The organism is Colwellia sp. MEBiC06753, from assembly GCF_053470325.1.
The window spans coordinates 1-18,241 of sequence record NZ_JBQMTM010000020.1 but is presented as its reverse complement, the minus strand read 5'-3'; the positions used below and the strand labels follow the sequence as shown (position 1 = coordinate 18,241).

At 39.3% G+C, this 18,241-nt stretch carries 15 protein-coding genes and 1 tRNA gene; 7 read left to right on the top strand and 9 right to left on the bottom strand.

What is annotated here, in order from left to right; translation table 11 throughout:
* The first annotated feature begins 165 nt into the window (after positions 1-165).
* The gene (locus tag ACOB82_RS14785; protein WP_448213752.1) at positions 166-1,761 is read left to right on the top strand and encodes an isocitrate lyase; all 1,596 of its coding nucleotides are present in this window, start codon (positions 166-168) and stop codon (positions 1,759-1,761) included.
* 124 nt (positions 1,762-1,885) lie between these two features.
* On the opposite strand, the gene ACOB82_RS14780 is transcribed toward ACOB82_RS14785, so the two are convergent.
* From ACOB82_RS14780 to tkt, 7 genes are all read right to left on the bottom strand, one after another.
* Positions 1,886-2,407: a redoxin family protein gene (locus tag ACOB82_RS14780; protein ID WP_448213751.1), complete on the bottom strand. Its 522-nt coding sequence runs from the start codon at positions 2,405-2,407 to the stop codon at positions 1,886-1,888.
* A gap of 182 nt (positions 2,408-2,589) precedes the next feature.
* Positions 2,590-3,387, bottom strand: a complete 798-nt coding sequence (locus tag ACOB82_RS14775; protein ID WP_448213750.1) for a DUF481 domain-containing protein — start codon at positions 3,385-3,387, stop codon at positions 2,590-2,592.
* A complete protein-coding gene (locus ACOB82_RS14770) occupies positions 3,377-4,207 on the bottom strand; it encodes a mechanosensitive ion channel domain-containing protein (RefSeq protein WP_448213749.1) in 831 nt (276 codons plus the stop codon). Before ACOB82_RS14770 ends, ACOB82_RS14775 begins: the two co-directional genes overlap by 11 nt.
* 140 nt (positions 4,208-4,347) lie before the next feature.
* Entirely contained in the window at positions 4,348-5,412 is a 1,065-nt protein-coding gene (gene fba / locus ACOB82_RS14765) for a class II fructose-bisphosphate aldolase (RefSeq protein ID WP_448213748.1), read from the bottom strand.
* A gap of 438 nt (positions 5,413-5,850) precedes the next feature.
* On the bottom strand, positions 5,851-7,029 hold the full coding sequence (locus ACOB82_RS14760; RefSeq protein ID WP_448213747.1) for a phosphoglycerate kinase: 1,179 nt from the start codon (positions 7,027-7,029) through the stop codon (positions 5,851-5,853).
* Positions 7,030-7,047: 18 nt separating this feature from the next.
* Entirely contained in the window at positions 7,048-8,061 is a 1,014-nt protein-coding gene (epd, locus tag ACOB82_RS14755) for an erythrose-4-phosphate dehydrogenase (protein ID WP_448213746.1), read from the bottom strand.
* A 120-nt stretch (positions 8,062-8,181) separates the two neighbouring features.
* Entirely contained in the window at positions 8,182-10,164 is a 1,983-nt protein-coding gene (gene tkt / locus ACOB82_RS14750) for a transketolase (protein WP_448213745.1), read from the bottom strand.
* A gap of 288 nt (positions 10,165-10,452) precedes the next feature.
* Here tkt and ACOB82_RS14745 point away from each other — a divergent pair, with 288 nt between their 5' ends.
* From ACOB82_RS14745 to ACOB82_RS14735, 3 genes are all read left to right on the top strand, one after another.
* A complete protein-coding gene (locus tag ACOB82_RS14745) occupies positions 10,453-13,128 on the top strand; it encodes a CHASE domain-containing protein (protein WP_448213744.1) in 2,676 nt (891 codons plus the stop codon).
* An 8-nt stretch (positions 13,129-13,136) separates the two neighbouring features.
* Positions 13,137-14,060, top strand: coding sequence for a 2-hydroxyacid dehydrogenase (locus ACOB82_RS14740; protein WP_448213743.1), 924 nt, complete (start codon positions 13,137-13,139; stop codon positions 14,058-14,060).
* A gap of 117 nt (positions 14,061-14,177) precedes the next feature.
* Positions 14,178-14,312, top strand: coding sequence for a hypothetical protein (locus tag ACOB82_RS14735; RefSeq protein WP_448213742.1), 135 nt, complete (start codon positions 14,178-14,180; stop codon positions 14,310-14,312).
* Between the two features lie 113 nt (positions 14,313-14,425).
* On the opposite strand, the gene ACOB82_RS14730 is transcribed toward ACOB82_RS14735, so the two are convergent.
* The gene (locus tag ACOB82_RS14730) at positions 14,426-14,692 is read right to left on the bottom strand and encodes a hypothetical protein (RefSeq protein ID WP_448213741.1); all 267 of its coding nucleotides are present in this window, start codon (positions 14,690-14,692) and stop codon (positions 14,426-14,428) included.
* A 555-nt stretch (positions 14,693-15,247) separates the two neighbouring features.
* On the opposite strand from ACOB82_RS14730, the gene ACOB82_RS14725 reads away from it, so the two are divergent.
* Positions 15,248-15,323: transfer RNA gene (locus ACOB82_RS14725), tRNA-Arg, on the top strand.
* A 113-nt stretch (positions 15,324-15,436) separates the two neighbouring features.
* On the opposite strand, the gene ACOB82_RS14720 is transcribed toward ACOB82_RS14725, so the two are convergent.
* On the bottom strand, positions 15,437-16,606 hold the full coding sequence (locus ACOB82_RS14720; protein WP_448213740.1) for a flagellar assembly protein T N-terminal domain-containing protein: 1,170 nt from the start codon (positions 16,604-16,606) through the stop codon (positions 15,437-15,439).
* Positions 16,607-16,867: 261 nt separating this feature from the next.
* Here ACOB82_RS14720 and ACOB82_RS14715 point away from each other — a divergent pair, with 261 nt between their 5' ends.
* Both ACOB82_RS14715 and ACOB82_RS14710 read left to right on the top strand, forming a co-directional pair.
* Complete coding sequence (locus tag ACOB82_RS14715; RefSeq protein ID WP_448213739.1) at positions 16,868-17,515, top strand: FlgO family outer membrane protein; 648 nt, start codon at positions 16,868-16,870, stop codon at positions 17,513-17,515.
* 9 nt (positions 17,516-17,524) lie between these two features.
* Positions 17,525-17,992, top strand: coding sequence for an LPP20 family lipoprotein (locus tag ACOB82_RS14710; protein ID WP_448213738.1), 468 nt, complete (start codon positions 17,525-17,527; stop codon positions 17,990-17,992).
* Positions 17,993-18,241: the final 249 nt, after the last annotated feature.

Sequence of the window (18,241 nt, the reverse complement as noted above, 5' to 3'; positions counted from 1 at the left end):
GTGAATGATGATGATAATAACTATAAATTATTTGGATTTTTATTTGTGGCAGTAAGATGAGTGACAAGGTTTAAGAATGTTTTCTAAACCGACTACAAAAAAGTTGTCAGTTATAGAAAACCTACAGAATTATTTATTTTAGCTTAGTAATGGAAGGGTAACCACATGTCTACATACAACGAGCAAATCAATCAACTAGCTAGCTTGAAATCAAGCCAATCAAGTGCGTGGGATGCAATTAGCCCAGAATATGCGGCTAGAATGCGTTTACAAAACCAATTTAAAACGGGTTTAGATATCGCTAAATACACGGCTGATATTATGCGTAAAGATATGGAAGCTTATGATAAAGATCCAAGTCAATATACACAGTCGCTTGGCTGTTGGCATGGTTTTATCGGTCAGCAGAAAATGATTTCTATTAAGAAGCATTTCCAAAATACAGATCGCCGTTATTTATACCTTTCTGGTTGGATGGTTGCAGCGCTTCGTTCAGACTTTGGGCCTCTGCCTGATCAATCAATGCATGAGAAAACATCCGTTGCAGCGCTAATTGAAGAGTTATATACCTTCTTACGTCAAGCGGATGCTCGTGAACTTGGTGGTCTTTTCCGCGAATTAGATAAAGCGCGTGAAGAAGGCAACGATGTTAAAGCGCAAGAAATTCAAAACCAAATTGATAATCACGTTACTCATGTCGTACCAATTATCGCTGATATTGACGCAGGTTTTGGTAACGCTGAAGCAACTTACTTACTTGCTAAGAAAATGATTGAAGCGGGCGCGTGTTGTATTCAAATTGAAAACCAAGTGTCTGATGAAAAACAATGTGGTCACCAAGACGGTAAAGTAACAGTACCGCATGAAGATTTCTTAGCGAAAATTCGCGCTGTACGTTACGCATTCTTAGAGTTAGGTGTTGATAATGGTGTAATCGTTGCTCGTACTGACTCATTAGGTGCTGGCCTTACTAAACAAATCGCAGTAACTAAAGAGCCGGGCGATTTAGGTGACCAATACAACGCATTCTTAGATTGTGAAGAAGTTGCATTAAGCGACATGAATAACGGCGACGTAATCATCAACCAAAACGGTAAATTAGTTCGTCCTAAGCGTTTACCAAGCAACCTCTTCCAATTTAAGAAAGGTACAGGTGAAGCACGTTGTGTACTAGATTGTATTACGTCATTACAAAACGGTGCTGACTTATTGTGGATTGAAACGGAAAAACCACATATTGGCCAAATTGGCGGTATGGTAAATGAAATTCGCAAAGTGATCCCAAATGCAAAATTAGTTTACAACAATTCACCGTCATTTAACTGGACATTAAACTTCCGTCAGCAAGTATTTGATGCATGGCAGGAAGCCGGCAAAGATGTATCAGCCTATGACCGTAACAACTTAATGAGTGCGGAATATGATGAAAGCGAATTATCAGTTGAAGCAGATGAGCGCATTCGTACTTTCCAAGCAGATGCAGCGCGTGAAGCGGGTATTTTCCATCATTTAATTACCTTGCCAACGTATCACACGGCAGCGTTATCAACAGATAACCTTGCGAAAGAGTACTTTGGTGAGCAAGGCATGTTAGGTTATGTGAAAGGCGTACAACGTAAAGAAATTCGCCAAGGTATCGCCTGTGTTAAACATCAAAATATGGCAGGTTCTGATATGGGTGATGATCATAAAGAATACTTTGCTGGTGAAGCGGCGCTTAAAGCTGCCGGTAAAGACAACACCATGAATCAGTTTGGTTAATAATCAGCACCTCTTTACTTAATACTTAACTAAGTTAAAGAAAATAGTTAAAGAAAATGCAAAAGCCGCTTGGTCCCAACCCCAAGCGGCTTTTTTATCTGCTAGCTATTCGCTTTAACGTCAATTAACGTTTTAAATACGCCAGCATAGTTTCAACATCACTACATTCAAATGGATCTTCTGGGCAATTATCCATTTTGCCCTTTTCGCAAAAAAGCTGTTTTATTTCGCCATTCACTACATACATAGAATAACGCCATGAGCGGTTACCAAAGCCTAAGTTATCTTTTTTCACTAACATGCCCATTAATCGCGTAAAGTCGCCATTGCCATCTGGTAGCATTTTTACCTGTTCAATGCCTAAGTTTTTTGCCCATTGATACATGGTAAAGGCATCGTTAACACTAAGGCAGTAGACCTCATCAATACCGAGAGCGATCAACTCTGAGTATTTTTGTTCAAAGCAGGGTAAGTGGTTACTTGAGCAAGTGGGAGTAAAGGCGCCTGGCAGCGAAAAAACCACAATATTTTTATGATCAAATATTTCTTTTGAGCTGATATCTTGCCAACGAAACGGGTTATCGCCGCCTATGGATTCATCTCTAATACGGGTTTTAAACGTTACATCTGGCACATGCTTTATCATAACCAAACTTACCATCTTTAGTGTTTGAACTACTATTAAAGGTAGGTGATTTGGTGGTGAATTCAAAACCACTGACATGAAAAAATATAACCCATTAAAAAGGTCGCAAATAGCGACCTTTTTAGTGAGCGTTAATGAGCTAATTAGTTCAAGTTAAGTTACTCGAATAAAGCCATTTAAGCTTAGAAATTATAAACTAGCGTAATAGCTGTTTGAGTGTCAGTGTTTTCTTTATCTTCGCTGACCTTAGTATTGTGGTCAACAATGAATGAAAACCTAATAGCTAACGCTTTGACTAATTTAGTGGTTAACGTAGTTTCTGCTTTATATACGCTGTTATCTTCACTATCTACCGCTTGAGTGGCACGAACCAGCTGCTTGAACTCTACAGCTTCATTTATTTTCCGCTTATACAATGCCTGTGCTTGAATAATAAAAGCGTCCATATTTTCTGCGTCTTCAGTTTCGGTACCTTTTACACGGTCTCTTTTGAAACCTGGACCTATATCTGCAAAAAATGACGCTTTTTCTGTTTCATACCACTTTTTACCCCAACCGCTCGAAACAGTGGTTTGATATTCAAAGCTGCTGAATCTGTCGTCTTCATACACTAGACTGCCGTACATATAGTTAGCACCATTTGCAGCAAACGAGTAGTTTGTTTGGCTATTAACCGTGATCTTCTGATCGGTAGTATTTAATTTATCTTTCGAATTACCGTTTTCATCAACCACCGCTACTTCAGATTTACGGTATAACAGTGACGCTTTTAACGTACTGCGCCACTTGCCATATAAATGTTCGAAGTCAAAAGCTGACTTTACATCGCCACTTTTATTGTTACCGGTTTTTAATAAAAAACCTAATTCAGCAGAAGCTTTATATTGGTGATCAAGGGCTGTTGGTTGTTGTTCTTCTGCATAAGAAGTTGCGCATAAAAATAAACTACAACATGCTGCAGCAACTAAATTATTTTTCATTAGATTCCTCTTTATTCAAATGTACACTCATTTGTGGGTATGGTATTTCAATGCCAGCTTCATCAAGTGCAACTTTAATGTTTTCTAATAGATCAAAGTGAACTGGCCAATAATCTTCTGATTTTACCCAAGGGCGAACGACAAGGTTCACTGAGCTGTCGGCTAATTCGCTTACGCCAATTGTGACATCTTTATCCTTTAATACACGTTCATCTTTAGCAACAACTTCAGCTAAAACACGCTTGGTATCGGCAAGATTCGCATCATAACTCACACCAATTATTAAATCGATACGGCGAATTGGTTTAGTTGAAAAGTTAGTGATGGTACCGCTAGTAATAGAACCGTTTGGGATAATCACGGTTTTATTGTCACCAGTTCGTAATTTGGTTGAGAAAATTAAAATTTCTTCAACAATACCCGCTGTACTGCCAATTTGAACAAAGTCGCCCGCTTTAAAAGGGCGGAAGGTAATCAGTAGTACACCAGAGGCGAAATTTGATAGTGAGCCTTGCAGCGCTAAACCTATAGCTAAACCGGCGGCACCAATAATGGCAACTAGTGACGAGGTGTTAAAGCCAAGGTGAGATATCGCAATAATAATCACCAGCGCCATGCCAACGCCATAAACTAGGCTTGATACAAACGCGATTACCGCATTATCAACCGACTTTCTTTCGAGTAATTTACCAACGGCTTTTGAAATTATGTGCGCGACAAATTTACCTATGATAAAGATTAAAATGGCGACGATAAATTTCATGCTGAAATTGATAATCATTTGCTGATTATTGACAACCCAATTTGAGATATTTTCCATGACTTAGCCCTTTTATTATTTTGTTAACAAAGTATATATAACTCTGTTATTGAAGCCTAGATTAAAAGTTTACTTTGTTAAATTTTTGTAACAAAAAAAAGGCCGTAATAGGCCTTTTTACTCAGTAATTTTCAATCAAGTTATTTGATTAAAGCAGATAACTCACCATTTTGGTATTTGACAAACATATTTTCTAATGAAATAGGTTTGATCTTGTCAGCATTGCCAGCGGTGCCAAATGCTTCATAGCGGGCAATACAAATGTCAGTCATTGCTTTAGTCGTTTCAGCAAGGAATTTTCTAGGATCAAATTCGCTTGGGTTATGTGCTAAAAAGCGACGCGTAGCACCGGTTGACGCTAAGCGTAAGTCCGTATCAATATTTACTTTACGAACACCGTTTTTAATACCTTCCTGAATTTGTGCTACCGGAACACCATAAGTTTCAGGAATATTACCGCCGTACTCATTGATAATCGCCAGCCACTCCTGAGGTACAGATGATGAGCCGTGCATTACTAGGTGAGTATTTGGAATACGGGCATGGATCGCTTTAATACGATCAATTGCTAAAATGTCGCCTGTTGGTGGACGTGTAAACTTATAAGCGCCATGTGAAGTACCACAAGCAATGGCTAAGGCATCAACTTGCGTTTTTTGTACAAAATCAGCTGCTTCTTCAGGGTCTGTTAACATTTGTTCCATCGTTAACTTACCTTCGGCACCGATACCATCTTCTTCACCTGCTTCACCGGTTTCTAGTGAGCCTAAGCAGCCCAGTTCACCTTCTACAGAAACGCCACAAGCATGTGCCATTTCAACCGTTCTGCGCGTAACATCAACGTTGTATTCATAGCTCGATGGTGTTTTACCATCTTCGCCTAATGAGCCGTCCATCATTACGGATGAAAAGCCTAATTGAATTGAGCGTTGGCAAACTGCAGGTGATGTGCCGTGATCTTGATGCATAACCACTGGAATATGTGGGAATTCTTCAATGGCCGCTAAAATTAAATGACGTAAAAATGGAGCGCCGGCATACTTACGGGCACCAGCAGAGCCCTGCAGAATAACCGGACTGTTGGTTTTATCTGCCGCGATCATAATAGCGCGTACTTGTTCTAAGTTGTTAACGTTAAATGCTGGAATGCCATAACCGAATTCTGCAGCGTGGTCTAACATTTGACGCATGGAAACTAAAGCCATGAAAGTGCTCCTAAATTTTTATCACTTAATTCAACATGAAGTGCAGCGGTACCAACTCACTTGGCCTTGTTGCGTACCTGTTAACGTATAAACAACAATGAATAAACCGCAACTTGTGTAATGCATTGTGAAAGTTTTCAAATGCGGCGGCATTATAGCAGAAAGTTTTTAGGCAAAGCGTCGCTTTTTAGCAAAAAATAAAAGATTTTATGCTGTCGATATTCAATCAAGATTAAGGGGGGATAATTACAAAAAATCTAGCGGTATTTGTTTCGCTAAACGCGAAAAACTTTGTAAAACTATGGAAGTTTACTACATTTTAAGCCAGCGAATTATCTTGGTCTTTGAAATTTATCTTATAAAAAAAAGAGCCTTAAGGCTCTTTTTTTTGCTTATAAACTAAAACTAGCTATTTTACTACTAGCTATTGGTAATGGTTTACTGTGCTGCGCGCTCTTCTAGAATAGCTACAGCTGGAAGTTTTTTACCTTCTAAGAACTCAAGGAAGGCACCGCCACCGGTAGAGATATAGGATACTTTATCTGCAATATCGTATTTATCTACTGCCGCTAACGTATCGCCACCACCGGCAATTGAAAAGGCGCCGCTATCAGCAATTGCCTGAGCGATAATTTTGGTCCCTTCACCAAACTGATCAAATTCAAATACGCCAACTGGACCATTCCAAACAATGGTGCCAGCTGATTTTAAAATATCAGCCAAGGCTTTAGCAGAATCAGGGCCAATATCAAAAATCATCTCGTTATCAGCAACTTCGGTAACATCTTTTAATGTCGCTGTTGCAGTTTCTGCAAATTCAGTCGCAACCACCACGTCAGTTGGTACAGGAATATTACCATTGTTGGCTTGAGCTGCTGCGGTTAAGCGGTTTGCTTCATCAATTAAGTCAGCTTCATATAATGATTTACCGACATTATGGCCGGCTGCTGCAATAAAGGTATTCGCAATTCCGCCGCCAACTACTAATTGGTCAACAACTTGTGATAATGAATCAAGTACAGTTAGTTTGGTTGATACTTTTGAGCCACCAACAATTGCCACTAATGGACGAGCAGGGTTATCTAACGCTTTGCCTAATGCTTCTAATTCACCCGCTAAAAGAGGGCCTGCACAAGCAACCGGAGCAAATTTAGCTACACCGTGAGTACTGGCTTGCGCACGATGGGCAGTGCCAAAGGCATCCATCACATAAATATCACAAAGCGCTGCTAGTTGTTTTGATAACGCTTCATCATTTTTCTTTTCGCCAACATTAAAGCGAATATTTTCAAATACCACCAACTCGCCTGTACCAACTTCGACACCGTCTAGGTAATCGGTCACCAAACGAACTGGATAGTTAAGTGCTGCGGCTAGGTAATCAACTACCGGTTGCAGTGAAAACTCTTGGTTATATTCGCCTTCAGTTGGGCGGCCTAGGTGAGACATCACCATTACTTTCGCGCCTGACTCTAGCGCTAACTTAATGGTTGGTAACGCCGCTTTAAGGCGGGCATCAGAAGTGATTTTTCCATCTTTTACCGGTACGTTTAAATCTTCGCGAATTAGAACGCGTTGATTGTTAAGTGATAACTCACTCATTTTGATAACTGACATGGTTGACTCCGTGTATTTTTATAAATGTTTTGCCATTTCACCGGCGGTATCTAGCATACGATTTGCAAAGCCCCATTCGTTGTCACACCAGACTAGCATTTTTACTAATCGTTTGTGACTGACCCGCGTTTGATTGCCATCAACAATACAAGAATGGGGGTCGTGATTAAAGTCGACTGATACCAGCGGTTCTTCGGTATAGCCGAGAATGCCAGCTAAGGGGCCAGCTTGTGCCTGCATAATCGCTTGATTTACTTGGGCAATAGTGACATCGCTATTTACGGTCAAACTTAAATCCATCGCCGTCACATTGATCGTTGGCACGCGCACGGCAATGGCTTCAAAGCGGCCAGAAAATTCGGGTAATATCCGTTCAATGCCCAATGCCAACTTGGTATCGACCGGAATAATCGATTGGCTGGCAGCGCGAGTTCTGCGTAAATCGTCATGATAAGCATCAATTACTTGTTGATCATGCATTGAAGAATGAATTGTGGTTATGGTGCCGCTTTCAACACCAAAAGCATCATCAATGACCTTGATCACCGGCACGATACAATTAGTGGTACAAGAACCATTGGAAACGATAGTATCGTTTGCCGACAAGCTTTGGTGATTAATGCCATAGATAATAGTGCTATCAATATCATGGCCGGCAGGGTGCGAGTACAGCACTTTTTTCGCACCTTGGTTGATATGCACTTCAGCGTTAGCATAATCGCCATAATTGCCGGTGCAATCTAAAACGATATCAACATTGTGTTGACGCCAAGGTAATTGCTCCGTTGTGCTATGGTGGCTAATCGCGATATTAGTGCCCGCAATATTTAAGGTATCACTTTCATAACTAACCGAGAATGGAAAACGTCCGTGAGTGGTGTCGTATTTTAATAAATGGGCGATGCCTTTGGTTGCCGCCACTTCATTAATGGCAACTAGGTTGAATTCGTGTTGTCTGCCACTTTCAAAAAGGGCTCTGGCGATACTTCGGCCAATACGACCAAAGCCATTTATCGCGATATTTATTGGCATACTAATATTGGCAACTAAGATTTTAAGGTAGTTGGCGCAGCAACTAAGCCGTTAATAAATCAATTAAATAATGGCTCAGTTGTCGCGCCGATTTTTCACTTACCGTGTTAAGCGGGTAAGTTACAGGCTGTTTACGGTGTTTACCACATTGTCAACGGTGAAGCCAAAGTGCTTCATTAAGTCGCCACCTGGTGCTGATTCACCAAATGTCGTCATGCCTACAACTTTGCCAGCAAAACCAACATACTTGTACCAAAAATCGGTGTGAGCTGCTTCAATGGCAACACGTTTAGTTACCGCACTTGGTAATACCGATTCTTTATAGTTGCTATCTTGCGTATCAAAAATATTAGTTGATGGCATAGAAACTACACGAACATGTTTGCCTAATTGCTCGGCAGCCTCTAGCGCTAAGCTAACTTCAGAGCCCGTAGCAATTAGGATCACAGTTGGCGCACCAACGCTGTCTTTTAAGATATAACCACCTTTAGCAATGCTCGCTACTTGCTCATCATTGCGTGCTAATGCAGGTAAACCTTGGCGAGAAAATACTAATGACGTTGGAGCATTTTGACGCTCAACCGCATTTTTCCATGCAACCGCAGTTTCAGTGGCATCAGCTGGGCGCCACGTTACCATGTTTGGTGTGGTACGTAGGTTAGTTAACTGCTCGATAGGTTGATGGGTTGGGCCATCTTCACCTTGGCCAATTGAATCATGGGTGTAAACAAAAATATTTTGAATGCCCATTAATGCTGACATACGTACCGCATTACGCGCATATTCCATGAACATCATAAAGGTAGCGCCGTAGTTGATAAAACCACCGTGCAATGAAATACCATTCATAATGCCGCTCATACCAAATTCACGAACGCCGTAGAAAATGTAGTTACCCGCTGCATCGTCTTGAATGCCTTTAGCGCCCGACCATAAGGTTAAGTTTGAACCTGCTAAGTCAGCTGAGCCGCCCATAAATTCAGGCAGTACTGCGCCAAAAGCTTCAATAGCATTTTGTGAGGCTTTACGAGTAGCAATGTTTTCAGCTTTTTCCTGACACTCGGCAATAAAGGCATTGGCTTTTGCTTCAAATTCTGCAGGTAAATCACCATTAATTACACGACGCTCATATTCAGCGGCAAGTGCTGGGTGAGCCGCTTTATAAGCAGCAAATTTTTCGTTCCAGCTTGCTTGTGCGGCATTACCTTTTTCGGTCTGGTTCCATGCATTAGCGATATTTTCAGGAATTTCAAACGGGGCATATGGCCAATTTAAGTATTCGCGTGCAGCTGCAATTTCATCATCACCTAGTGGCGCACCGTGACAATCGTGTGAACCTGACTTATTTGGTGAACCAAAACCGATAATGGTTTTGCAGCAAATCATGGTTGGTTTATCAGTAACTGCTTTCGCTTGTTCAATCGCGCTGGCTACTGCTACTGAGTCATGACCGTCAACACCACTGATCACATGCCAGCCGTATGAGGCAAAGCGTGCTGGTACGTCTTCGGTAAACCAGCCGTCAACTTGACCGTCAATTGAAATACCATTGTCATCCCAAAATGCAATCAATTTACCTAAACCTAAGGTACCGGCTAATGAGCAGGCTTCGTGAGAAATACCTTCCATTAAACAGCCATCACCTAAGAAGCAGTAAGTGAAGTGGTCAACAATATTGTGACCTTCTTGGTTAAATTGCGCTGCTAAGGTTTTTTCAGCAATCGCCATACCTACAGCATTTGAAATACCTGCACCTAGTGGGCCTGTGGTCGTTTCAACACCAGGCGTGTAACCATATTCTGGGTGACCCGGCGTTTTAGAGTGTAATTGACGGAAGTTTGCTAGCTCTGACATTGGTAAGTCATAGCCAGTAAGATGTAATAATGAGTAAATTAACATTGAACCATGACCATTTGATAATACGAAACGGTCTCGATCGCTCCATTTAGGATCGGTTGGGTTATGCTTTAAAAAGTCACGCCAGAGGACTTCGGCGATATCTGCCATACCCATAGGGGCACCCGGATGTCCTGATTTTGCTTTTTGAACGGCATCCATACTTAACGCACGGATTGCATTGGCCAATTGTTGACGCGATGGCATAATTGCTCCTAAAAATTCTTGTTTGATGATTCAATGGCGAAATGTGGGCGGTATTTTCGCTCAGCCATCCTAACACTGCAAATAAATTTGTCGCAATAGTGGGTAATTTTCAGGATTAATTACATTTTTACTAACAATGGTAAACAACTTATAACAAGTAGTGATAGCGCTCTTAGACTATTAGGTTGTTATATATAAAATTTCGTCAAGTTTTGTTCTACTTTTTTTAATGCTAGGGTTAGTATATTGACATCATTCAGTTCATCATTTCGCTAGGGAATAGCCTGTATGATCAGAGTTTCTGATTTTCTGACATCTTTAATTTCATTATTATTAGTTATTGCGATTGTTAATTTTAGCTTGTCGCCATTTTCGGTATTGAATTTTTTTGGCGCTGTCGCAGGTACTGCAAGCGCTTTGGTGGTGTTAAAAGGCCCTCGTATCTTGCTAAGCTTCTGGCTTAGTATCTTCATCGTACTTATTACTGGACATTTATTTGGCGAGATCGATGTTACCCCCGAGCTAATTATTTTAGGGGTGTTAAGTATTAGCCTACAAAGTGTTTGGGCGGCTCAGCTAACTGCTAAAGAAATGCAAGGCTTAGCGTGGTTAGCTAGTCGGGAAAAGCTTACTCGTTTCTTGTTTCGTTTAGGGCCGTTACCTAGTGTAATTTCAGCTAGTGCTGTACTGGTGTTAATTTCCGTTAGTGAAGAAGGCTACGCATCGGGTATTTTTTATAGCTTCGCATTAACATGGTCAATTAGTCAGTTAGTCGCGGTATTTTTGTTACCCGTGCTACTTTTTAGCATTGAACAATCTCACTTAAATCAGAATAAGCGCTATCAATTAATCGTAGCCTCAATTATAGCTGCGGTTGCTTTGAGCATTTTGTTCCGGGTGTCGCAAAGTGATTATCAACATAAACGCCACGATGATTTTAATTTGGCTGTCAGTGACATTAAAGTTGCGATAGATAATCAATTTTCCGATATTCATCAGCAACTGTCTGCCATAGAAGCATTTTTTCAAGCAAGCGACTCAATTAATTACCGTGAATTTACTGGGTTTAGTCAGTTAATTTATCAGCCAGAGTCAACCGTAAAAGCGGTGGAATGGGCACCGGTTATTCGCAATGAATTACTCGATGAGTTTCAGCGGTGGGCACAAATACAATATGGCTTAGGCTATAAAGTAGGGGGAACATTAAACCCAGAATCCCCGTTTTTAGCTCCGGTACTTTATGCTTACCCGCGAGAGCAAAATAAAAATATTCTCGGTATTAATATGTTTGGCGATAGCCAGCGAAGCGCAACTATGCTCCGCGCTGCTGAATTAGGGCAGGCGGTAAGTACCGGACCACTTACTTTTATAGATCAGCAACAAATAACTTCGGGGATCGTGATATTTAAGCCGTTTTTTAATTTATCGGGTGTCAATGCGTTTGGCGGGGTTACAGTAGGCGATCGCACACAGCTTGATGGTTTTATACTCTTAGTAGTTCAAATGGCCGAGGTCTTGGATCAGTTGGTTACTCAGCCATTTGCTGAACACGTGGTGATTAATGTTCAAGATGTAACGAATACTGAGCCTTATAACTTATATGGTGAACACCAACAAATTGGCAGTCGCTTGCATCATGTTATAGAGCGCCAAGAATTTAATCGTTTATGGCGTATAAATATTGTCGAACGCACTGCTTGGTTAGCACAGCCTAGAAATTGGCTAAATTGGGGAGTACTGTTAGGTTGCGCATTAGGTGGTTTTTTATATCAAATGTTGCTGTTGTTGATGACTGCATATTCTGCTGAGCTTAACCAAAAAGTCGCAGATAAAACTAAAGAGCTAATTATCCAAAAAGAGCAGTCGGATCAAAAAAATAAAGCGAAAAGCCAGTTTTTAGTTAATTTAAGCAATGAATTAAAAACCCCCACTAGTGCTTTAACTGGATTATTGGCGCAACTGAATGAACAATCAACTTCTAGTGCACAGCAAAAGTTGATAGAAAAAATAAATAATGTCGCGGCAAACTTAATGCAGGTTGTCGATACCTTGTCAGATCTCACTGATATTGAGCAAGGCAAATTAGTCTTTCAATCGAACGGCTTTGATTTTTATATCTTTTTGCAACAGATAGAAACAATGCTCAATGTAAGTACCGAACGTTTAATGACCAATGTTTCTTTTATTTTTGATGAAAGTATTCCTCATTATGTGGTGGCCGATAAGTTACGGCTTCAGCAATTAATTGTCGCCTTAATTAATAATGGCGCATTAATTTTCAATAATGATCGGTTAAACGTATCGATCAAAGCCCACCGTCATCAAAATGGTATCGCTACTATTTTTATGGTGGTCACACCTGACACAGAGCATGGTGAAAGAAAAATACTACCAAAGGCTTTACTTGAGCAAGAATTTGAGAATTTAACTACCTCAATGACCATGGCCAAAGAAATTTGTCAGCGCCTAGATGGTGCGATTAAATTAGCTCCTGTGCCTGAATCTGGTGATTACATGCTAAGCGCGTCATTTAAGCTGACATTAGACGGCTTAGCGCAGGTTGCTACCAATAACTTAGACAGTAGTTTACTGGATTTATCAGGTCGCCATATTGTTATTGTCTGTGATGACGAGGAAGTGGTTGACACTTTATTAAATTATTTTGATAAATTTGAATGCACTATAAAGCATTATCAGACCTTAAATGAAAAGGTCATTAACGAAATAGCGCTAAGCAAAACCGATATCATTTTTCTTGCCTGTATTTTTTCCCAAGAAAGTGGCTTTTGGTTATGCGATAAAATGAGGCGCATGGAGCAACTTGCCAACACTCCATTGATTGGTATTGCGCCAGAATCAATGTCGATGGAGCAATATAGTTCAGTACAAAGTGGCTTAGAGTCATATATCAGCAAGCCAGTGAAACTATCCGCTCTTAACCAAATTGTTCAACAATATTTATAGAGACTTACATGGCAATTGCATTAATGGTGACAGATCGTGATTTAAGTAACTTAGCTAAAAATTTAGCGAAAGAGCTATCTGAAGAAATTATTTGTTGGCCTGATCAACAGCTGCGAACTGATGTTGAATTTGCCATTGTCTGGCGGCATCCCCCATCAATTTGGCAACAATATCCGAACTTAAAGGTGCTTTGTTCACTTGGGGCTGGTGTTGATCAAATAATTAATGACAAACAGCGCTCATCTTCGGTAGCAATTACCCGTATTGTCGACCCTGGATTGTCTATTCAAATGGCCGAATATGTATTAACAGTGATCTTAATGAATCAACGTCGTTTAATCGATTACTTGCGAGATCAGCAGCAACGTACTTGGCAATATCTGCCTATATTAGAAAATAAGTCTGTAACCATTCTTGGTGCAGGAAAAATTGGTCAAGTGGTTGCGAAAAGATTAGCGGACAATGGCTATATTGTTAGTACATGGAGTCAATCTGCAAAAGCAGAAGATTACATTTATAAAAGCTATGTTGGCCGTGAGCAACTATATGAAGCAGTCAAACAAGCGGGATATGTTATTTCGATATTACCTGCGACATTAGCAACCAATGATTTATTTGATAAGGCTTTCTTCGAACATATGAATAGTAATGGCTATTTTATTAATGTTGGTCGTGGAAATACACTAGACGAGTGTGCACTTGTCAATGCCTTGCAATCTAAATCAATAGCTGGTGCAACCCTAGACGTATTTAAACAAGAGCCACTGCCAGAAAATCACAAATTTTGGTCAATCGATAATTTGACCATTACGCCCCATATTTCAGCAATAACCGATCAAGCAAGTGTTGTTGCACAAATAGTAGATAATTTTCAGCGTTTTCAGCGTAAAGAGCCGCTAAAAAACCTAGTTAATGCCGAAATTGGCTACTAAATGCTAAAAAGTCGCTTTATTTGAAATAAACAATTGAATTGTGGTGATTAATCAGATAAGTTTTTTGATGTTGTTATCAATTACAATAACAAAACAACAAAGAAGGTAGGTTTGCGTATGAATAGACCAGCTTCGAAAGGATTTAAACTTACTACTGTTATTGTCGCTGTACTAGTATTAGCAGTATCAGCAGTATTAAGTAATACATCGGTTGCACAAGATACGGAAATCTTAATAGAGCAGTCAGAATAAGTTGTCGATTGTGAAACAAAAAAGCCCCTATTTAGGGGCTTTTTTGTTGGAATTAGCTAGGTAATCTCAGTTTCAATTAAATTTTACCAAATTAAGCGTTACCGAATATCAAATTATGAAGAGCACTCTAAAACTACAGCAGGCTGTTCTTCTTCTGCTTCTTCTACAGTGCGCTTTAATAAATAAAAGGCATTAATTACCACTAAAATTACGTTAGACACCATGCCTTGCGCAACATCAATATAAATATAATACACACCCATTAATGAGCAACCTATTAGTGTTGCTAACCTAAGCATAAACATATCTTTGATAAAGAAAGCACCTATACAAATGGCCAGTCCTATCCAGCTTAAGGCGTCAAAGAATATTGGGTTCATTAGTGTGTATTACTCCTATAAAATAAATTGTCTCAAAATAAACGCGCGCATTATCCATATATACTGATTCGCCAACAAACTAAAATAATTACCATTTCGCATTAATAAAACTAATGATAGTGACTTAATTGTTTTGCAGGGTAAGTACTGTGGGATAAGGGATGGTTTTAAAAATGATGGTGATTTGTTTTTTAATTGTAATGTGTTGATATTATTGTTTTTTCTATAGAGGTTAAACAATGGTTTTTAATGTTGGAAACTATGCAGGTTATTCAGCGATTTATACTTGTTTTATTTAGAGTTCAAATGACTTTTGGTATTAGCCAGATCAATCTTTATAAGTTTAGCTTTTACGGATAAGTCGTATTAATTCATAGTAAAACTAACGCTAGCAACGCCTTTTGTTATTTCCTGCGGCTATTCCTTTAGGAGTAAAGCAGTCAATAAAGCAGGAAGTATAATGATTGCGACTAAGCTTAACTCTTTGTTGTTTAACACTTTACTTGATAGTAAAGTGTTACTTAAAGGGCGGAACAGCGCTCGTTGAAATAATACGTCCTCGTCGGTTAACAGGATAAACCCCAGGCCTCCTAAGCCTGAACTGCTGGTTCGAGTCCAGCCGGGGACGCCATTTACCTTCCTGCTTTTAAATAATTAACTTCAGTGTTTTACCAATTAACAAGACTTTTCATACTCAACCAACCTAACCCTACCTAATATAGGCTTGGCTAACTTATCTAATCGCTAATTTTTGACCGCTAAATCACTGATTTGAATATTACCAAGTAAACCGGCATCGGTACTTTTAGCGACAGCACTATCTTGAAAAACTTCAGTAACACTGACTTGATAAGAACTAAGATTAAAGCCTGAATAAGTTTTCCCATCATCTGTGGTAAAGTTATTCATATGTAATAAAGAGAATTCATCACCAATTTGCACACCTTGTCTTTTACCGACATTAACAACAATTTCATTACCATCTACTTTGACAATTTTTGCTCTGGTTTGCTTGCACATCATATTGTCATCAATATCAATAATTGCTTTTTCCAAAGTGCTATCGATCATTTGGCCGTAAGGCGATTGCCAAAAGCTTTGACCATTGAAATCTGCTGTTTCTCTTTTTCCCGAAATCCAAGGGGCAAGATTAGCGTATTGCATTTCTACTAATAACTCGCCATTTATTGCACTATATATATAAAGATCGGTTTTAAAGTTACGCTCATATTGATCTTCTTGCCAAAACTGCCAATTGTTTAAGACGCCAGTGCCAAATGAAACATCGGTAATTTCACTGTAAAGAATAAACTGAGTGTCAAAACGACGACCTAGCTCCATGGTTAATGCCTTAATTTTTTCGCGATCAAAGCTTTGATTGTAACGACTAAAAGGCGTTTTGTTTTTATAGGCAAGTTTTACATCGATATATTGGCTATTTTTTTTAATCTTTTCAGCCAGCTTTATCGCGAGTTGCTGGTCAATATCATAGATTTGTCCAATATTGGCTTGCTCTCGATGCGCTAGGTGAGCTCTTGTTACTAGCATTGATTTTTGAAAGTCGGCGGCAAAACATTGCTTTTCTTGCGGAAAAATATCGGCACGAATGGTCACTTTGATCACCCCATTTTCATAGGTTTCATCAATTAATTCGACAGAATTTAATGTGCCACTAGCGCGAATACTAAGCTCGTCTTGTGTTAAAAGGCCATTAACTACTTGCTGAACACTATTAAGAGAGGCTCCAGCCACCAGCAAAGTTTTCTTGAGAGCGTTCTTTATAGCTTCAGTTCGAGCGGCTTCTTTCTCGCTGTTTAGTACTGTTGCACTACCTTGGGCCTGATACCATTGGGCAGACAAAGGAGCAGATAAAGCACCGGTGAATAAAAAAACTGAGAAAATAATTAAGCGCATTGAGCGACTACCTTTTAACGTTTAATTGTATAGTTGTACAAACTACAGGTATAAAACTTGCTGCTTTAAAAAAAGATAAAGTAGCGTCTTACCATCAAGTTGATAATGACAATATCTTGTCATTATTTAATATATGAAAATGGTTAAGCACAATTTATGCCTAATTATAAATATTAGCTATGAACTAGGTTTTATGGCATGAAATCTGCATTTGATTTACTAGTCAAAAAATAGATTGTTGTAAATAGTTGGGGTGTCTCAATGAAAAACTGGGCTTTAGTTACTTGCCTACCATTATTGTTATCTTGTTCAATGATGAATGATGAACAGGATTTTTATAGTGTTAGTCATGAAAAAAGAGATGAGATTGATAGTTATGATCTGCCAAAACACGCAATTAATGATGTCGTGAAAGGGCTAGCCTATCAAATGTTGGAGCATAGCTCGTTTGTCTCGCCAAAAACGCCAATTGCTGTTGCCTCATTTGTCAACCTAGAAGATCTCGAGTCAACTAATTGGCTTGGCAATCAGCTATCGGAAAACTTTGTACATGAACTACAACGCCATGGCATGGTGGTAGTCGATTACAAAGTAACAGGTCATATTAGAGTAACTAAAGAAGGTGACTATATTTTTAGCCGCGATTGGAAAGAGTTACCTGAACGACAAATAATTGACTACGTGGTGACAGGTACCATGATGGAGCAAGAAACTGGAATTTTAGTTAATGCTCGGATGATAGGTATGCAGTCGCGGGTCGTAGTAGCAAGTGCACAATCATTTATTCCGAAATGGGTTTTAGGTGATGAAGTTTATCGTGATGAAAATGTCACGATGAAAGACGGCATGATTATTCGTAGTAGCGATAACTTAACTGAAGAAAGTCGTGCAGTTAGAATTCAGCAATAGGGTAGTCAAATGATTAGCTTTAAACCTAAAACATTGTTATTACTTTTAGCTACGGTATTACTTTCTGCTTGTACTGCTGTTTATGATAAGCATGTTAATTGGCAGCCAGTTAAGCCAGAATCATTTCCTGTGATCACAGCTATTGGTTACGCACCTATTAGTTTACAAAAATCTACAAATGAAACTCAGCGGATGTTAATGGCAATTAAAGCGTCAAAACTTGCCGCTTATGCGGAACTTGCTGAGCAGGTATATGGCCAACAAATTACCAGTAAAGCCTCTATGGCAGACTTAATTGTAGAAAACCATCAATTAAAGTCATCAATTCAAGGGGTGATCCGTGGCGCTAAAGTAATAAAAACGTATCCAGTAGGAGACACTTATGCCACTGAACTTAGTATCGACTTCAAAGATGTTTACGATATTTACTTAGCATCTATGCAAAAACAGGAAATCAAAGACGTTACTTATTATTAATTCTGCTATATATAGGTAGAAATAAGGGTAGGGTTTGCGATAACTGATGAAGGGTAACGTTCTTTTTTAACCTTTTACCTATAAATAAGCACTATTTTAAATCACTTTGATTGATAAATGACCAAACAGTAAATAAATTAAAAATAGTGCTTGATCCTTTCTAAAAAATCCCTAAAATGCGCATCCACTTCCCAGGGAGACTTGAGAATGCTGTTTTGAACAGTTTAGTGTTAACGATTTAGCATTAAA